Below are 16,051 nucleotides of genomic sequence, written 5' to 3'. Positions count from 1 at the left end.
AACAGGCACGACTCCTCAACGAGCAGCCTTTCGGTCCTGTGGCATCGTTACTGCTATTCACTGATCTGGATAGCGTCATTGCCCAAGCTAACAGCCTGGAGTATGGGCTGGCAGCGTTCGGGTTCACCAAGTCGTTGAAAACGGCGACCGAGTTGGGTAATCGCTTACAGGCAGGAATGGTCTCGATCAACCACTTTGGCCTAGCCTTGCCGGAAACTCCGTTTGGTGGAGTCAGGGCGAGTGGTCATGGTAGCGGAGGTGGAACAGAAGGCCTTGAGGCTTACTTGACGACGAAGTTGATCAGTCAGATAGGCATTTGAAGACAGCCCAAGACCGCTCAGTGCACGAAAGTTGGGTGGTTTTGAGTTTTCAAATTCTTCATGGGTGTTACTTGTTGAGACGCCGGTGTAGCGCTGAGATGAATAGGGGGAAAGGAATTACATTTTTCTCCGAAAGTCTTCAACCCACCTCAGTGAACAATAAGATATTTGGTGTCGGAGCTATCGGAACAGAAGTGTTTGTGACTTGTGGCTCAGCACTTGCAGTGATCTGTGGTTATTTTGCGGCTTCTGCGTTTTTTTGTTGCTTGACTGTGCTTGAGTTTATTATGCAGTTAGACTAAGTAGTCAATCTAATTAACACGGCGCAAATCTACACCTGCTTCTGGGGAGAGGAGATGAGAAAGGTTGATTCTGAGTAGCATCAGGCAAAGCTGCGCCATATCCTCGAAGCTGCCGTCATGTGCTTTTCCGAAAAAGGCTTTCGCGGCACGTCGACCAATGAGATCTGTGCCGCTGAAGGATGAGTCCTGGCAACCTGTTTCATTATTTTCCCAATAAACAGGCAATGATTGAGGCCATTGCGGAGCACGATCGGCGCGAAATGAGTGAGCGTTTCGCCCAGCTTGCCGATGAGCCCGATGCCATGGTAGTTGTTGAGCGATTAGCAAAGGACATCTTGAAGCAATGCACCATACCTATCGTGCGATGAAGGCGAAGCACGGAGATCTTGTCTTTTATTCCCGTAAATCTTTGAGAGAGTAAAGCTATGACAAAAATACGTCTCTATCAGTTAAGTGACTTTGATGAGTGCCTGCGTCTGTTTGATGGCAACACACCAGATTTCTTCGACGCAACAGAGCGCACAGCATTCTGTGATTTTCTGCGCACTTCGAGTCAAACATTCTACGTCGTTGAGCGGTGCGAGAAGATCCTCGCTTGTGGGGGGTATGCTCTTGGGCACGGCGATAATGTGGCTAGCCTTTGCTGGGGAATGGTCGACCAAAAACTACATGGCCAAGGTTTGGGGCGCGCATTGATTGAGGCCCGACTCTCGGCAATACGAGCTCTGCCGTCAATCAAAATGGTGTGTATAAGTACGAGTCAACACACACAACGCTTCTATGGCAGATTCGGTTTCGTTCCTGTAAAGGTCACGCCTGATGGTCATGGATCAGGCATGGATTGTTGGGATATGACCCTGCAGTTGCGTCAATAGATAGGTATGGGGCCGGCAAGGGCCCGTACTACAAATTTTCGCGGATGTTTCTTTGCGAGGCGAGAGTCGTACGAAAACAAGGACGCTAGTGAGCGTTTGAAGGAGTGGCTCAAAGCCTCGATTTTGTAAGCGCAGCATAAACACCGTTCAGGTTCTTCAATTCCGTATGCGTTCTTGTTCTTAACGACGCGACCACGCTGCAGAACAACGACTTAATCTGCATATCAAATGGTGGACGTCTCAGCATCTTAACCATTCGACGAACACATCTTGCGTTATCAAGCGGATGCGCACCTAAGCGTAATTCTCTAGTCAGCACAATTTTTAACAATTATTTCTAGCACTTTTCAAACTAAACATCACCTTCTGGTAAGTGCTCCACGGGCTGTCAGCCGAGGGCTTTATAGAAGCCACTCGCTTGGCTAGTCTCTGCTTTATCCATTAGCCCGCCCCCCAACCCGCGCCCCTCGAATTCAGGTAGAACGTAAACGTCCAGTGAACACAATTTTGCTGCTCTGGCATCCGAGAGGGTGGTATCAGTCTGTGTTGAGTAGGCTTTTTTCCGTTCAATGTCAGGATGCCGATGCCATTAGCAAATGGCTATCTCTTCACCGCGACCACTCCGACTCATGCGTACAAATTTATAGGGCGCGTTAAATTTGTAGACGAGTTTTCGCATCAAATCCAGCCTTCCCGACTGATGATGGATCATGATCATCAAATCCAAGGAATCAAAACGATCACTGCGATTGGTAGTGCCAGTGCTGCAAGTAAGGTTTGACTGGCAATTATCCCCGCCATAAGAGGTGCGTCCCCGCCTAACTGTCGCGCCATGATGTAGGACGAAGAAGCTGTAGGCAGTGCCTGGAAAAGCAACGCCGCGATTGCTGCTCTGCCGTCCAATCCAAATAAATGACATGCACACAGCGTGGTCAGCGGCATAATCATGAACTTGACCACCGATGAATACGCCACGGGGCGAATCCAACTCTGCACTGAGCCCAGCTCAAGGGCTGCCCCTACGCAAAGCAGGCCCAGTGGTAAGGACGCTTGCCCTAATGCCTTGATAACCGGCTCGATGCCAGCAGGCAGGCCTAATCCTAGAGTCTGAAGCAGTATTCCCCCGAAGCAAGCGAGTACCAAAGGGTTAAGTGCCAACAGCTTGGCAACCTTGCCCGCAGACATCTTGCCTCCTGTGCCGTAGCGCGCGAACACCAGGACACACAAAATATTCACTGTCGGCACTATGGCCGCATTGGCTACGGCAGCCAGAGCGATCCCCTGGGCACCGAACAAGCCGGCCACCACCGAGACACCCACATAATTGTTATACCGCAGCCCTCCTTGGAAGACGGAAGTGAACGCCGCGTCGTTACCTTTAATAATCCTACGGGCGCCGACCATCAGCACTGCGACCATGACCGTCGAGAGTACAAGCGCCATGATCATCCCTTGGACTGGCACGTTGTCCAACTTGGCGGTCGCCAGACCATGCAAAAACAGCGCGGGCAGGAGAACGTAGTAGCCTAGGCGTTCTGCCTGTGCCCAGAAGGTGTCTTCAAAAAACTGACTGCGCTTGAGCCCGGCGCCCATGACAATCAGCAGGGCAATAGGCGTGAGTGCAATCAAAAGTTCGGCAGTCACGAGTACGCCTCTAGCGCACGAACCAACCGCGTACATCCTTCAACTAAGGTAGCTTCGTCGGTGGCGAAGGAAAGGCGCAGATGACTAGGCAGACCAAAAGCACTTCCGGGAACCGTTGCAACACCGACTTCGAGCAGATCAAATGCGAGCGATTGATCGTCAATACTCGTTTTGATCTGAGGAAGTAGATAGAACGCACCCTCCGGGCGCGATACTTCCATTTTATCGCTCGCCTGGAGAACATGAAGTGCGGCATCTCGGCGCTGACGATAGATCGCATTGCGCTCAGCAAGAAAATCTCGTGGCCCCTCAAGCGCAGCGACCGCAGCGAGCTGGCTCAAGGTACTGGTCTGCGTACAGTTTTGAGATTGCACTGTAGTCATTGCCGAAATCAGCGATCTCGACCCGCAACCCCATCCTACGCGCCAACCTGTCATGGCGTATGCTTTGGATACACCGTCGACGATAAGGATACGTTCTGCTAGGTCTGGTGCTACCGACGCTAATGTCTGATAAGGCTCTTGATTGAATCGGATTTCTGCGTAGATATCGTCAGACAGTATCATCACCTCTGGGTACTGGCGCAGAACTTCAGCCAATGCTTGCAAATCGGTTTCGGAGTACAGTGAACCGGACGGATTACCAGGTGCATTGAGAATCACCCACTTGGGCGATTTTGCCAGGCGGAAACCTGCTGCCAAGTGCTCCGCTGTCAATCGGAATCCTTCCGAAGCGGCGGTCGGAAGGATGATCGGTTGGGCACCGCACATCTTAATCATCCCTGGATAGCTGGCCCAGTAAGGGGCCGGGACAATAACCTCATCACCCGGCTTGAGGGTAGCTTGAAAGGCGTTAAAGATGATCTGTTTTGCGCCACAACCAACCGTGATTTGATCGTCATCGAAATCTAATCCCCGGTCTTCTCGAGCCCGCATACGGATAGCACTGCGAAGGGGCTCAATACCGTTTGACGGGGAATAGGTTAGGCGGCTACCTAGCGCTAGATGCGCTGCGTCCAGCACGTGCTTAGGGGCATTGAAATCAGGTTCGCCGAGTGTTAGGTCAACTATGTCTCGCCCCTCAGCGCGCATGGCGGCAGCACGTTTTGCCATGAGTAGAATCGGCGATTGGAAAGCGCTGGTTGGAGTTTCATTGCTGTGCATGGTGCCTTCACGGAGTACGTTTGTATGGGCACTACGATAAGGAGTCGATACCTAAAGTAAAAACGATTTAAAATTCACGATTCGACAAGTTTTACTCATTTGTCGTTAGGTAGGAGCATGCCTTTTTACCGCCTGCGCCAGGGCTGCTGCCAGTCGTCCGCATGGCCGTTCTTCCTGCTCCAAGATCACAACGCGACGCGATTTTTGCGGTGATCCAAACGGCTGGACTTCTAGGTGCTTGAGGTGTTCAAGATTTTGGTTGGATAGCGGAACCACTGACACCCCCAAACCGCTGGCGACCATCTGGATGATCGCATCCTGGCTGTCCAATTCCATACTGGTTTGCACGCGCAATCGCAATCGACGAAGCTCCCGATCAATGGTACGCCCAGCCCAAGCCCGGCGGTCGAAGCGGATGAAAGGTAGTTTTTGAAGGATCTGCCGAAAATCTAGACCTGCGCATGAGCTCGGGGCAATGATCCAAAAGCCTTCTTCGTAAAGTGATGTACTAACCAAGCCGTAGGGGTGCGGTTTCACAGGCTCTGTAGTGATCGCGACATCCAACTCGCCAGCCTCTACGCGCGTGGCCAATTCGGCAGACATACCCGAGGCTACGTTTATGCGTAGATGTGGGTGCTCGGCAGCTAAGGCGGCCAGGGCAAGAGGTAAAGCACCGGCCAGTGCCGTCTGGATGGCACCAATTTTCAGTCGACCGCGAAGCTCGTTATCACTACCAATGTCCACAGCAATGCTGTCGTAAAGTGCAACGATCTCGCGCGCCCGCTCCACCGCCAAATAGCCTGCGTCGGTTAACACGGGCAAGCGACGCGAGCGGTCAAACAACGCAGCATTGAACTCCTCTTCAAGCGACTTTATGTGCAGGCTCACAGCCGATTGTGTGAGATGAACGGTGTCTGCGGCTCGCGTAAACGAACCGTGGTGAACGATAGCGATTAAGGTACGAAGCGCGCGCAATGACATATTGATCTCTCCTGCGTTGCAGTCGGCAAGCAGGTGACTGTATTGATTTAATAAGTGCTTTTTTTACGAAACTGGTCATGGCCTTCTACAGGCGCCTAGCAATCTTGATCAGTCGTCGATGCTATTGAGCTGCTAAATCACTCAGTGAAGCACGGTGATGATACACTCGTCAGCATCGTTTCAGACGATTGGTGCAGTTTCAGATAGCTATATGGCCTAGCACTCGTGATAGTGCATTCTGTACGCGTAATGGGCAGGTAACTACAGGCGTCGCGGTGATCCCCCATCAATCGCAGAGGAAAACGATTGAACACCGGCGGTGGCATCGACCAGCCAATGTAAGCGTCTGCTTAACTGACCTCCGCAAGTTAGGCAAGAGTCCACTGATATGGCAGCAGATGGCCTATCTCACTTGCTCGTTGCGTTGGTAAACGAGTTAGAACGTCCTTTAGTTAGGTGTACGGATCGTGCCCATTGATGCGCACAGCCTGGATCAAGCTCATGCTCGCAGCTGCCCATCTACCACTGTGTAGCGAATCGGTAAACAACCAGTTCGAGCGCCCAAGTGCCCACGGTCGGATCTGATTCTCTACTAGATTGTTGTCGATGCGCGCAGCCCCGTCGTCCAAGTAGCGCGTCAGCGCCGTGCAGCGTTTAAGGCTGTAGTCCAGGGCCTTGACCGTCGCTGATCCATTGGGCACCAGATCGCGCTGGGCCAACATCCAGTCATGCAGCGTTTTGATATCGGTGCCGCCTTTTCCTGACGTATTCGCCAGCGATCCTCATCGCTCAAGTCTCGCGTCTGGCGTTCAGCTTCTTACTAGCCGCCAATCGAGTGCAATGCGTGCTTGGTTACCCGAGGCAGGAGCCGTATGCGGTAGTTCCGCATGTACGGATCTGTGCGGGGGGGCGGCAGGTAACTGCCGTCCCTACCGCGACCGTTGTAACAGCTTCAGTTCAGCTTGCTATTTGCGACAGTAGCTTTCGCGATGATGGCTACCGCAAGAATCATGAAGCGACTGATTACCTGCTGGGGAATCCTGAACACGCTGCGGATGGGAATGGGGTGTCTGCTGGCAGGAGCGCTCTTGCACTGCGTGGGCGAAGTTCTGGTGCCGACTTCGGTACTGGGCTTTATTCCCCCAATGTGGCTCGCGGGGGTTGGTATCGCAACTGCCGTCTCGGTGACACCTAATGGTGCGTTTCAAGGTTTCGATCATATCGCCGGGGTCGCAACGGCAGTCTACTTTTTCCTGGGCGACCTTGAGTGCGGATTCGCACTCGATGATGAGGTGGCGAGGCCAAGTAGGCAATGCAGCAGCGCGCTCACTTGCTCGCCAAACAGGGGCTGGCCGAGAGCCGAGGGCAGCGCATGATGCTGGCGCGCTACGCGATGCTGGATTACGGCATGGGGTTCAGTCTGGAGTCGTACGCGGCAGTTGATCACGCACACAGACTTCGGTGGGTTGGCTGATATTTCATACTTCAAGGCAATAACATATGCCCATCTCAAGTTTTCCAGATGGTGTTTCCTCAAGCTTTGGCTCGCTGACTTGAGAGAATCCAGCTTTGATAAGGCTTTTCTCTGATGCAGGGTTTTCTCTAACAGTGCGAGCGCGCAGTTTTTTTAAACCCAAAATGCGCGCAATCTCTGTGCTCAGAATGAGAGCTCGCCTGGATACACCATGACCTCTATGCGTAGGTGCAACCCAATAGCCAATCTCTGCTTCATCCTTCTTTATATCAAAGATTACTAAACTCCCAAGAAAGGAGTCTGATCGTGTGTCGGCGATCGCTAAAACTGCCAGTGTTCTATCGCGCAACCCGTCCGCGATTACGCCTCGGATCATGTCGCGAACAACCTGTGGTGTATATTTTCCCAGCGGAAGGTGAGCGAAACGCTTGACTAGAGCGTCGTCTGCTCCGGTTGCATAGGCATCTGCATCGAGATTGGACATAAGCCGGATAGTCACTACTCCATCAGAGATAGGGACGGCTGTTGTAAAGTCTTTCTCAAGGGTTTTAACAAATTTATTTTGCTCGATCATTTCTACTTCTCGCGACAATTGGGCTACACATGACTCTTAGCGCCATTCGAATCGGCCGATCAGGTGAGCGAGTCGGCCAAAGAGCTATCTCAAGTGAACTCCTGGTGGCAGTAGAGTGTATACGGGCGTTATGTATCACTGCTATGCGGGTAGGAGTGTGCTACCGAGCTATCTGGGCTACGGAACCATCTACTTCCAAATTGCATGGAAGTGATGAACTGGCCCATGGCCGGTCCCAATTTGCAACCGGTCGGCTGCCGCCAGTGCATGCGTTAGGTAATTCTTTGCCAGTTTCACTGCGCACATCATATCCATTGATGGTAGAAACGCCGTGATCGCAGCAGATAGAGTGCAGCCGGTACCATGTGAATTGCATGTAAGCACTCGCGGTGCGGCCAAGGTGCAGGTTTCTCCATTACCGTGGAGTAGATCAATACTGTGTTGACCGTCTAAATGGCCGCCCTTGAGTAATACCCAGCTTGAACCCAACTGATGAAGCCCCTCCAACGTCGTATGCATCTCTTCTATAGATGTGGGGTGGGGTGAGTCGAGTAGGTCGCCTGCTTCGAGCAAGTTGGGGGTGATCAACGTGCAAAGTGGAATCAGCCGTTCACGAACGATAGAAACTGCATCTGGAGGAAGCAGGCGGTGTCCACTGGTGGCGACCATGACGGGATCCAAGACTATGGGGCAGTTAGCATGTCGCTCTAGTCGGGTAGCGATCGCGTCGGCAATGGCTGCGTTGGCAATCATGCCGATTTTGACCGCGTCCACCCGCACGTCGTCGAACACAGCCTCGATTTGGTCGGCTACGAATTCTGGCTCCAGTGCAACGAAGCTACGAACTCCTTGCGTGTTCTGCGACACAACTGCAGTTATTACGCTCATTCCGTAGGCGCCAAGCGCAGAAAACGTCTTCAAGTCAGCTTGAATGCCTGCGCCGCCGGTTGGGTCCGTACCCGCGATGCTCAGAACGTTGGGAATCATTGAGTTTCCTCCTCCGCTAATGCTTTTATCCTCGCAGCGTCGGGCGCATCTTCTGCAGAAAATCCGCTTTGAAGAGTCCCGTGTGTCGAGGGAGAATGAGTATGGCTTCGGAGTATCCGTGTGCACTTTGCATATTCCTCCGCCCCAAGCAGGTCCTAAGGAGCGACTATCACGGCTTTAATTTAATGCCATAGTCGGTTGAGTAGTGGTTACTTCCAGTGCAAGTCATTCTTCCTTGGTCATTCGACTGATATGCTCGGTTCTGTAATCTCCAAGAATTTATTCGAATTTATTTCTTCAGTGAGTTGATTGAGGAGTCCGAATTTTTCTTGTGCTTTGAAGGACCTCTCGTTACTCGCGAACTATTCGCCCCAAAGAGCACGGATTCCGAGATTCTCATATGATCCTCCAGGCTGCACAATGGAGTAAAGACCAGGGCGATGCGCAAGTTGCAAGCCGGGCGGCCCGATCGCCTAACAGCTGCGGCCTCGACTTGCGCCGCAGCTGATTTTAAAATTTGAAGATATCGGGGCATTGTTAAGGACGACAATAGCCTGCAAACGATGCCAGAAGGCTCGCACTTCTGAATTCAGGGAGAGTTGAAGGTAATTAGAGCTATTGTGCAGCTCGGGTTGTATTTGGTGAAGTTCAAATTATGATCCTCGCCAGCATATCTTCGCCGTCTGCATCCATGCCAACCTCGACAAACCCGAAACTGGAATAAAACCCTTTAGCTACGACGTTGTTGGGGTTATAGCAAATTTCAATTTCTTTCAAGTCTTTGATCTGTTTTATTTCACGTAGGGCGAGACCCAGCGCTACTCTACCGATGGATTTCTGCTGATGTTCTTTGTCCACCATAAAGCGCCAGATAGAGACTTTTTCTTCGGATTCCTGCACCCACATAAAAAAGCCTACTGGCTCTTCATTTGCAATGATGGCGCGTGTGAAGTAACCCGGGTTGTATGCAGCCTCAACGAGCGACCAAGTATTACTGGACACGTAGTCCTCCTGCTCTTCAGTGACCTCCAGCTCGCAAATTGCCTCATAGTTTTGTTGCGTTATTTGGGTGAGTGAGATTTCCATAGAGTATCCTGCATTTTGGTGATGATCGGGCTCAATTTACTGTTATGGGTGTTTATTGGGGTGTAGAACGCCTGAGTTGCGACTGACTGCTGGAAGTATTGAATGGTAATTGGCTGGAGCTATCAAGAAATGCTTTGTGAAAGTTTGTTCGAGGGGACAGACTATGAAATAACTTCCACCCTGAAGGACGTCGCTCTTATGTGTTTGTGAATTCTGTAGGGGGGCGGCGTTTCTGAAACAAATGGAGTGTGGCCTTTAACACTAAAGGCCAGCAGAGAAAACCAGCGTCAAGCCACCGGTGACAGTTTCCCGGCGCCGGAAGAGGCTCGGGTTGCGTTTACCGCGGTGGAGTCGACAATCCAGGTGTCCAGATCGATCAACTGCTCGAAATACACACGCTTCGCAGACTGGTCGGGCTCGCCAAGCCCCCGAAGAAAGTTGTTTGCTGCATTGTCCGAAATATCTTCGCGCAGGTTTCGATGAGCAAACGCGATGTCCAGCCAGCGATCCGCGATACCGCCCCGCCCCAGATCGATGAAATGCAACTGGTCATGGGCGTCAACGAAAACATTGGTGTCACATAGGTCGCCATGAGCTGTTGTAGTTCGCGGCAGTGCTACGGCGGAAGGGAAATCCGGCTAGTTCTCCGTACAGCCCCAAGTAAGGTTTGCACCCCTCTCCGGCGTTCGTGCGGTATACATTGTAACCAGACTGCGTCCGCCGGTCGCTGCCTCCTCATGCCGGTATGTTTACTTTGCGCCCTTACTCTTTCGTATGTTCCAGCCATTCTTGGTAGGTGATGCGGCTGATGTGTTCTGTCCGATAGTCTTCGAGGAACTGGTTATATTTGTTTTCTTCGGTGTGATGAAAGCGAAAGCCACACTTCGATTGAGCAGCATGGGATTGGATGTTGTCGGCGAAGTAACCACACCAAAGTGCTTTGAGGTTCAGGTTTTCAAAAGCGTGTCGCATCACTTCACGCACTGCTTCCGGAATCAGGCCTTTGCCCCAGTAAGGCACGCCGATCCAGTAGGCTATTTCCCCTTCCTGCTCACTGATTTCAAAATTGCTGTTGCTACCTATGAGAATGCCCACACAACCAACAGCACGGCGATTTTCCTTCAATTCGACCGCGTACACCTCTGGGTGATTGAAGACTGTGCGGATGATGTCGGCACTGTTCTCCACACTTGTGTGCGGGGGCCAGCCAGCGATGGGACCGACTCGGGCATCTTTGGCATATTCGTATAGATCGGCGGCGTCTGTGTCCAGCCAGGGGCGCAGCGAGAGTCGTTCTGTTACAAGTGTCATATCCTGTACTCGTAGTGGATTGGTGCGTTCGAGATAGAGTATTGGGAGACAGATCATCGGTACACGCCAGTACCTCGGCTTCTTCGGTACTTTTAGAAACAATCGCGCCAAGCGGTGATACGATGGTGGCCTTTGGTTGTTGTAGAGCTGGGGCACTATGCATCACATTCCGAAACTTCTTGTTCCTGACGATTCGATGCGGATGGGAGAAACCACGCTCGCGCAAGGGCTAGGTTTACCGCTCTCCTTCGGTCATGCTTACTTGACGCTGCTGGTATGCCTCTGCGGTAGTGCCCACTTCACTCTAAACTTCAAAGAGCATGCGGTCAGGCGCGGTGGTGTGATGCTGCTGGCTGAAGACACGATTGCCTTGCTCAAACGTCGCTCGCGCCGCTTCAAGGTGTTTTTCTGCCTTATGCCGAAAAACTTTGCGGCGGAGGTTGCCTACCCACTGCCAAATACCTTGTTCGTATTTCTGCATGACCATCCTCATTGCGTCCCATCCAAGGACGACATGCCGCTGATAGAGGGGTGGGTGACGCAGATGCGGAACATTGCGCAGACCTGCCCCACCTACCAACGCATCATGTTGCGCAATCAACTGCAGAACCTCTTTTTGAAAATAGCCGAGCAACTTCCAGCCAACCAAATAGAGACCAAGGGATTCAGCAGGAAGGAAATGCTCAGTTGGCGCTTCTGGGAATTGATAGGCAAACACTGCATCCGCCACCGAGATGTGAAGTTCTACGCCGACGCACTGAGTATCACGCCGTTCTACCTGTCGCAGTTGACCAAAGCGTTTTTCAATGACACCCCCAAGGGCCTGATCGATCGGCAGGTAACCTTGGAAATCAAGGCTCTCCTTTCATACAGTGACTTGGCTATTGGCCGTGTGGCCGACGAACTGAACTTCGCCGACGCATCTTACTTGTGTCGCTACTTCAAGCGCCAAACGGGGATTTCGCTCTCCCGTTACCGTAAGCACAAGAGGGAGGAGGGCGGGCAGGACTGACCTGCGGTCGAAATAGCGGAGGGAAGGCGCACTAACCATGCACCGCAGCAGAACCTGCTTGCTATCGCCTATCTGTTCAACGGCTAGTGTCCAAATATTCAAGTTGCCGAGATTCTCAGCGTCTTGATCAGCATGCTGTACAGACTATCGACCGGCTTGGACGCCAACGAGGCACGACTGCGATAGACGGAGACTTCCATCGGCTCAAGCGGGCCGAGCCCGTGTTCGGCGCCTAGAATTTCAAGATGATCTGGTGCACTGCATCGAGTCAAAACGGCGACGGCCAAGCCGCTTTCAACTGCAGCCAATTGGCCAGCCAGGCTTGAACTATTGTAAATCACCTTGTACTGACGCCCTTGCAAAGCCAAGGAGTTGATAGCGCTGCGCCTGGCTAGACTGGTCTCCTCGTATGTCGCGATAGGGAGTGGATCGCGCCTCCATATATCGAACTGCGGTGATCCCACCCAGACCATTGGTTCATGGAACAACAAGGTTCCTCGTCGAGAGTGGTCTCGTGATATCAGCGCTAGGTCGAGATCACCTTTTTCCACTCGGGGGATCAGTGAAGTGGATTGCTCGCAATCGAGTTCAATCTCAACTGCGCCATGGCGGGGCGCAAAACGCTTGAGCACAGGCGTCAGGTACTTGGCTGCATAGTCGTCCGGAACTCCCAGGCGAATTCGCCCGGCCAGTTCGTTCTTGCTAAAAGCTGCCTGGGCATCTGCGTGCAGGTCCAGTATCCGCCGTGCATACCCAAGAAAGACCTGGCCATCGGATGTCAGATGAAGGTGGTGGGCGTTTCGCACTAATAATTGCCGACCGACCGCGGCTTCAAGCTTTTTGAGTTGCATGCTCACTGCCGATTGGGAGCGATAAACCTCTGGTGCCGCGTTGGAAAGTGAGCCGGTATCGACAACCGCGATGAGACATTTGAGCCAATCAATCTGAAGATTCTGCGGATTCATAGAGAACTCTGTATTCGATTAGCGGATACGACTTATGAGGATTATGCGCTTTTCGGGCTTTTAGGTCCGGACGATAGTACTCGCAGAGTGCTGATACCAGGAAGGCTATAGAAAAGGCTTCAGCACATCCTGTGTGCTTGCTCGGGTATTGCGCGCACGCCACGCACAACGGAGGTTATGTTTTGTCATCGGCAGAAAGGTTGTTATCTAGACTTGAATCCACCGACGTCTGGGAGGGCTTCAAAACGTTGTTGCCCATCTCTTCCTTTGTCGTTGTTTTTGGGGTGGCCTTTGGTCTTGCTGCAGTGCAGACGGGGCTTGGCGAAATTTCAATTGTTGCCATGAGCACGTTGGTATTTGCCGGGGCCGCGCAGTTTGCGGTGCTTAAATTGTGGGGTGAGCACGTGCCCCTGATTCCTCTCATCATCACTGTATTTGCCATCAACGCTAGGCACCTTTTGATGGGCGCCACTCTGTATCCGTGGCTACGCGAACTGCCTCGCGCGAAACGCTATGGGGTGATGCTGGTTGTGTCCGATGCGAACTGGGCAATGTCGATGCAAGCATTTAGCCGCGGTGAGCCAGGACTAGGTCTTCTGTTCGGTGGAGGTATTGCGCTTTGGTCGTCATGGTCGCTGGGAAGTTGGATGGGCATCTATTTCGGTAGCGCGATTCATGATCCGGTCAGTTGGGGGCTGGACATGGTGATGGGGTGCTTCCTGCTCGCCATGGTTGTCGGCGGGCAGAAAAGCCTGCGTATGTTGATTATCTGGATTGTCGCTGCATGTTCCTCGCTTTGGGCGTATTGGTGTCTGCCTGAAAACAGTCATGTGGTAGTCGGAGCCCTGGCGGGCGGTGTGTTAGGTGCAGTGTGGATAGAGAAAAAAAATGAACATTGAAACCACAGATTACGGCACCCTGATCATTGTGTTGTTAATGGCAGTGGTCACTCTCGCAACGCGCTGGGGCGGCGTTTTCGTAATGTCTTTCGTACCCATCAACTACCGCGTGCAACTATTTATCAGCGCTATGTCGGGGTCTGTTTTGGTGGCACTGCTTGCACCCTTGGCAATTGCAGGTGATAACGGTGCACGGTGGGCTCTTCTTACAACAGCAGTCGTCATGCTAATTATCAAAAAGCCTTTGCCAGCTATTGCTGCTGGCATCGTCGCAGCCGCCTTGGTTCGGCAACTGTGAATTCGTTGATTGGTTTCCGGAGCATCCGCTATTGGTCGAGGCTAAATAAAAAGTTTTAGAACAGGTTTGGCGGCCGGAGGGATGGTGCCGGGACGCGTCGCTCGCGTGGGTGGGGCTATTGCCAGTCCGATGGATGAATCGCCCCTGATTTCCTAGACGCCTTTGACTGGCTCCTTTTGGCCGATTGTGTTGAAAAAGTCGGTCCTTCCAGGCTGCGTATGTACTGACTGCTGAAAATGCCTTTTTTGCGCGGATCTACGCGAAATCTGAACTCGAAACCCTCTGCTCAAAGCAAAGATTTCAAGCTCAGACACGTACTTTTCTACCGTGGAAACGATGGCCGACTGTTTTCAACAGAATCGGCCGATTTCTGCCTGTCTTAACTGGCAAAAACCGGCCAGTTAAGACAGGCAGGGATACGCGCGCGCTCGCTATCATGTGCTTCTAACATGTTGATCTTGTTCCGCTCAGGGTCAAGGCTGCCGTCGTCATCTATTGTGCATCCTTTGCACGTTATGTTTTTCTGCGACTGACATGTCGTCAACCGTTGATCATCTGGCGCGAGGTAGGGTGACAGCCTGAGCCAGACTACCCACTTTCGGTAGATTTCCGACGGTAGAACGGTCTGAAATCGAATTCCAGGTGCTCAGAGATCGGTCACCATTTTGGCTCTTACAGCGAGGAGAGCCTTGGCCATGAGTAAAGAAGCACAAACGATAGTCACCCTGCTGGATCAGCAGTACGAGCAGCTGCTTGCGGACGCGAGATGCTTGGTAGCAAGCTATGTGGATGCGTCCATGAAACTGTACAAAAAGACCGGGGTCAAATCTGTTGTGGCCGGCGTATCAATCAAGCAGGTGAGCCCGAATGCGTATTCGATCTACTGGTGCAAACTGGTGCCGCTGCAGGGACAAAAAAACAAATTCGCGCCCCTGACTATTGCCAAGGGGAATGGCAAACATAAATACCCGGCTTCCTCGTTTGAGTTTGTTGAATACCCATACCGGCACCTCGTTCTGCAAGTTGAGGGGCGGCTTGCTGAGATTCGCAGAGTTGCGAGCGAGAATCGTCAGCTACGTCGGACGTTGGTCGCTTATGAGAAGAAGCTGTCTAGATACCAAGCGCTTAATCATGGCGACCTCTATTCGGGAGGGTCGCGGTTGAGTACCTATAAGCAGTGCCGAACAGATTTGACCCGATTGTAAATCCCGAAGCCCCGTGCAGCTTGGTCTGGCGGGGCTTTCTCGTATCAGCAGTTAACTACGGCAAGATATATTGCTGCGCTTGATCAGGGAAGGCGACGGGTTCGGGCTATAAGCAGTGTAGGGCGCTAAATCTACTCGCTGTCGGCCGCCAGGCCTATGCAGGCGGGGGCGGTGGCCGTGTTTGCTATTAGCAGTGACGCTTACGACCAAGTCAGCCGGCCAGCTTTGATCTGTATTAGTGGTGAAAGGCTTCACTTTCATAAAATAAACATTGGTAGGTGCCGGTCCAGCTGGTACCTGTGTCGCGCAGCGGGTGGTGACGGTAACGCGCTACCCCTTACTGCCTCGCTGCTGTTCGAATGCAATGCGGTTCATTACGCAGTTGGGGATTGAGTAGCCCTGGATGTGGGTCGTAAGAGCCTCGTTGCCTGCGATCACCATGATGCAGGATAGGTCTCTGCGGAAGCGCATTCCTCGTCCCGAGTAATTGCGCGGGATGATTTCCCATGATTCGTCGTCGTAGTAAAAACCAACGATTTCTGACCAGTGCGATAGGATGCCCGCGCCCATGACGCCTACTGGGGTCAGGCAGAAAATTTCTACCTGGGTTTCCTGCCCAAGAGGTACAGCGTAAACACGACCGTTTGGTGCAATAGGTGGGAAGTACAGCCCGTTACCGAGGGGACGAAATTCCATGCTTGTGTTCCAGATAGGTGAGGTCGCTAGACACTCTCCGGTAGCTTTCGGAAAACCCAAGATCAGATGTTGCCTGCGAGTTGGTGCACGGGTTTTAGCGCACTGGGCAAGCTAGCTCGCCACATGGAGGGCGTGCATGTTGCTGATCTATACGCTTCGGCGCTCCGGTAACTTTCGATAGGCTGCGGAAATTGACAGCCCTTCTGAAGTCATCCCATGACCTCATAGGCTTGGGAAAGTAATGCGTATCGCAGCGGTA

Annotated in this window: 14 protein-coding genes and 3 pseudogenes; 6 read left to right on the top strand and 11 right to left on the bottom strand. The window is 52.4% G+C overall.

From position 1 onward, the window contains the following. Positions 1-1,047 precede the first annotated feature (1,047 nt). A complete protein-coding gene (locus IH404_RS24340) occupies positions 1,048-1,497 on the top strand; it encodes a GNAT family N-acetyltransferase (RefSeq protein ID WP_194439262.1) in 450 nt (149 codons plus the stop codon). Positions 1,498-2,214: 717 nt separating this feature from the next. Here IH404_RS24340 and IH404_RS24335 read toward each other — a convergent pair. The 4 genes and pseudogenes from IH404_RS24335 to IH404_RS24320 all read right to left on the bottom strand — a co-directional run. After that, a complete protein-coding gene (locus tag IH404_RS24335; protein WP_194439260.1) occupies positions 2,215-3,141 on the bottom strand; it encodes an AEC family transporter in 927 nt (308 codons plus the stop codon). Beyond that, positions 3,138-4,304, bottom strand: a complete 1,167-nt coding sequence (locus IH404_RS24330) for a pyridoxal phosphate-dependent aminotransferase (RefSeq protein WP_194439258.1) — start codon at positions 4,302-4,304, stop codon at positions 3,138-3,140. The genes IH404_RS24335 and IH404_RS24330 overlap by 4 nt, the downstream gene beginning before the upstream one ends. 105 nt (positions 4,305-4,409) lie before the next feature. Then, on the bottom strand, positions 4,410-5,285 hold the full coding sequence (locus IH404_RS24325) for a LysR family transcriptional regulator (protein ID WP_177004327.1): 876 nt from the start codon (positions 5,283-5,285) through the stop codon (positions 4,410-4,412). Between the two features lie 368 nt (positions 5,286-5,653). Then, a pseudogene (locus IH404_RS24320) lies at positions 5,654-6,144 on the bottom strand (transposase); the annotation flags it as partial. Between the two features lie 76 nt (positions 6,145-6,220). Between IH404_RS24320 and IH404_RS24315 the strand changes: the two are divergent. Then, positions 6,221-6,550: pseudogene (locus IH404_RS24315) on the top strand (CmlB family chloramphenicol efflux MFS transporter); the annotation flags it as partial. 213 nt (positions 6,551-6,763) lie between these two features. Here the strand turns inward: IH404_RS24315 and IH404_RS24310 are convergent. The 5 genes and pseudogenes from IH404_RS24310 to IH404_RS24290 form a co-directional block, all read right to left on the bottom strand. Further along, positions 6,764-7,333: a GNAT family N-acetyltransferase gene (locus IH404_RS24310; RefSeq protein ID WP_194439256.1), complete on the bottom strand. Its 570-nt coding sequence runs from the start codon at positions 7,331-7,333 to the stop codon at positions 6,764-6,766. Positions 7,334-7,522: 189 nt separating this feature from the next. Then, entirely contained in the window at positions 7,523-8,320 is a 798-nt protein-coding gene (gene thiD, locus IH404_RS24305) for a bifunctional hydroxymethylpyrimidine kinase/phosphomethylpyrimidine kinase (protein WP_194439253.1), read from the bottom strand. Positions 8,321-8,968: 648 nt separating this feature from the next. Then, the gene (locus tag IH404_RS24300; protein WP_194439251.1) at positions 8,969-9,406 is read right to left on the bottom strand and encodes a GNAT family N-acetyltransferase; all 438 of its coding nucleotides are present in this window, start codon (positions 9,404-9,406) and stop codon (positions 8,969-8,971) included. 422 nt (positions 9,407-9,828) lie between these two features. Then, positions 9,829-10,020 (bottom strand): annotated as a pseudogene (locus tag IH404_RS27920) (phosphotransferase); the annotation flags it as partial. A gap of 148 nt (positions 10,021-10,168) precedes the next feature. Further along, positions 10,169-10,717: a GNAT family N-acetyltransferase gene (locus IH404_RS24290; protein ID WP_032879428.1), complete on the bottom strand. Its 549-nt coding sequence runs from the start codon at positions 10,715-10,717 to the stop codon at positions 10,169-10,171. Positions 10,718-10,874: 157 nt separating this feature from the next. Here IH404_RS24290 and IH404_RS24285 point away from each other — a divergent pair, with 157 nt between their 5' ends. Further along, complete coding sequence (locus IH404_RS24285) at positions 10,875-11,729, top strand: response regulator transcription factor (RefSeq protein WP_194439249.1); 855 nt, start codon at positions 10,875-10,877, stop codon at positions 11,727-11,729. A gap of 98 nt (positions 11,730-11,827) precedes the next feature. Here IH404_RS24285 and IH404_RS24280 read toward each other — a convergent pair whose 3' ends face one another. After that, positions 11,828-12,694 carry a LysR family transcriptional regulator gene (locus IH404_RS24280; protein ID WP_194439248.1) on the bottom strand — a complete coding sequence of 289 codons (867 nt, stop codon included), beginning with the start codon at positions 12,692-12,694 and terminating at the stop codon, positions 11,828-11,830. Between the two features lie 182 nt (positions 12,695-12,876). Here IH404_RS24280 and IH404_RS24275 point away from each other — a divergent pair, with 182 nt between their 5' ends. From IH404_RS24275 to mobI, 3 genes are all read left to right on the top strand, one after another. Then, positions 12,877-13,593: an AzlC family ABC transporter permease gene (locus IH404_RS24275; protein ID WP_056845764.1), complete on the top strand. Its 717-nt coding sequence runs from the start codon at positions 12,877-12,879 to the stop codon at positions 13,591-13,593. After that, on the top strand, positions 13,583-13,891 hold the full coding sequence (locus tag IH404_RS24270; RefSeq protein WP_032879432.1) for an AzlD domain-containing protein: 309 nt from the start codon (positions 13,583-13,585) through the stop codon (positions 13,889-13,891). Before IH404_RS24275 ends, IH404_RS24270 begins: the two co-directional genes overlap by 11 nt. A gap of 695 nt (positions 13,892-14,586) precedes the next feature. Next, on the top strand, positions 14,587-15,096 hold the full coding sequence (mobI, locus tag IH404_RS24265) for a conjugative transfer protein MobI(A/C) (RefSeq protein ID WP_194439246.1): 510 nt from the start codon (positions 14,587-14,589) through the stop codon (positions 15,094-15,096). 330 nt (positions 15,097-15,426) lie between these two features. Here the strand turns inward: mobI and IH404_RS24260 are convergent, their stop codons facing one another. After that, positions 15,427-15,792, bottom strand: a complete 366-nt coding sequence (locus tag IH404_RS24260; protein WP_194439244.1) for a hypothetical protein — start codon at positions 15,790-15,792, stop codon at positions 15,427-15,429. Positions 15,793-16,051: the final 259 nt, after the last annotated feature.

Origin of the sequence: Pseudomonas sp. OST1909 (genome assembly GCF_015277575.1) — a bacterium.
Classification (GTDB): domain Bacteria; phylum Pseudomonadota; class Gammaproteobacteria; order Pseudomonadales; family Pseudomonadaceae; genus Aquipseudomonas; species Aquipseudomonas synxantha_A.
The sequence above is the reverse complement of the archived record's forward strand: the minus strand, read 5'-3'. Positions and strand labels throughout refer to the sequence as shown.